Annotated in this window: 1 protein-coding gene and 1 pseudogene; both read left to right on the top strand. The window is 69.3% G+C overall.

Features of this window, described 5'->3' with window-relative positions; genetic code table 11:
* Positions 1-201: pseudogene (locus tag JYJ84_RS35615) on the top strand (molecular chaperone); the annotation flags it as partial.
* 84 nt (positions 202-285) lie between these two features.
* Positions 286-1,867: fimbria/pilus outer membrane usher protein (locus JYJ84_RS35610; RefSeq protein ID WP_374102164.1), on the top strand; the 1,582-nt coding region annotated here is incomplete at its 3' end.

The raw sequence follows: 1,867 nt of genomic DNA, 5'->3' as shown, positions 1-1,867 counted from the left end.
CTTACGCAGGTTGCGCTCGTCGCGCAGGGCGAACGCAGCGACGTGGCGCGCGGGTTGCTCGGCTACGTGCTGCCCGGCGCGCGGATGCGCTGGGTGCTGCCGGAGGCCGTTCGGGAGACGCCACAGGCGCGACTGATCGCGACGGTCAATGGCGAGCGCGACATGGCCGTCGAGCCGGAGCCCGCCGACGCGAAGCGCTGACGCTTCGCATGCGCACAGCGACGCGAAGTCGTCGCACGGGATCCAGCAGGAACGGACGGGATATCACGGCAAACGGGGGCAGTCTTGGAGCGGTTCAATCGACAGGGACGCAGGCGGCCGCGCCTGCGCGGCGCCGCGTGGGCGATCGGCATCGCCGTTTCGGTGACCGGTGCGGCACGTGCGGACGACGCAATGAAACTCGCCGATAACTTCGGGCGCGCGTTGCCGACCTCCGACCCGGCGCTGCGCAGCGGCACGCTGTATCTCGAACTCGTGGTCAACGCGCTGCCAACCGGGCAGGTCGTGCCGGTTCGCTATCAGGACGGCGCGTACTACGTGCGCGCCGGCGATCTCGCGAAGGTGTCGGTGCGAACCGACGCCGAGCCTGACCGGATGGTCGATCTCGCGAAGCTCGCTCACGTCGAGGTCGAATACGAAAGCACGTCGCAGCAGCTCAGGCTCACGGTGCCGCCCGACTGGCTGCCGGCCCAGACGATCGGCACGCGGCGGTTGTACGACCGCACGCCGGCGGCGGCGGATTTCGGGCTGCTGTTCAACTACGACGTCTATACGAACTCGCCGACGCTCGGCCGCAGCCAGACGTCCGCGTGGACCGAGCAGCGGTTGTTCGACCGCTGGGGCACGCTCGCGAACACGGGCGTCTATCGACGCACCTACGGTATCGGCGGCGCATCCGGCGACAACCGTTACATGCGTTACGACACGACCTGGCGCTATGCCGACCAGGACCGGATGCTGAGCTTCACGGCCGGCGACCTCGTCACGGGGGCACTGTCGTGGACGAGCGCGGTGCGGCTGGGCGGCGTGTCGGTTGCGCGGGACTTTCGTGTCCGGCCGGACATCGTCACCTATCCGCTGCCGCAGTTCGCGGGGCAGGCGGCGGTGCCGACCGCGGTCGACCTGTTCATCAACGGCAGCAAGGCGACGTCGGGGCAGGTCAACCCGGGCCCGTTCGCGCTGAACGACGTGCCGTTCATCAACGGCGCGGGCGAAGCGACCGTCGTGACGACCGACGCGCTCGGCCGCCAGGTCGCGACCACGGTGCCGTTCTATGTCGCGAACACGCTGCTGCAGAAAGGGCTGTCCGACTATTCGCTGTCGGTCGGCGCGATGCGTCGCGACTACGGCATCCGCTCGTTCTCGTACGGCAAGTTCGCGATGTCCGGCACCGCGCGCTACGGGCTCACGGACTACCTCACGCTCGAAGGGCATGCGGAGACCGGCGAACGGCTCGCGCTCGGCGGGCTCGGCTTCGACGTCGCGGCCGGCCGCGCCGGGGTGTTCAACCTCGCGGCGACGCAAAGCAGCCTCGCCGGCACGTCGGGGCAGCAATACGCATTCGGTTACAGCTACACGTCGCGCCGGTTCAGCGTCGCGTTGCAGCGTATCCAGCGCACCGACGGGTTTCGCGACCTGTCCGTGTACGACCAGGCGTCCGGCGTGACCTACCGGCTCGTGCGCAGCAGCACGCAGGCGACCGGCGCGCTGAATCTCGGCATGATCGGCGGCACGCTCGGGGCCGGCTATTTCGACGTGCATGGCGGCGACGGGTCGCATACGCGGATCGCGAACGTGTCGTACACGCGCCCGCTGTTCGGGCGCGGGGCGCGGGAACCCGGGCGGGGAAAAAACCACCGCACAAACC

The sequence above is a fragment of the Burkholderia sp. LMG 13014 genome (assembly GCF_905232215.1).
In the GTDB taxonomy this organism is placed as follows: domain Bacteria; phylum Pseudomonadota; class Gammaproteobacteria; order Burkholderiales; family Burkholderiaceae; genus Burkholderia.
Note: the sequence above shows the minus strand (reverse complement) of the source record. Positions and strands in the feature narration are given on the sequence as shown.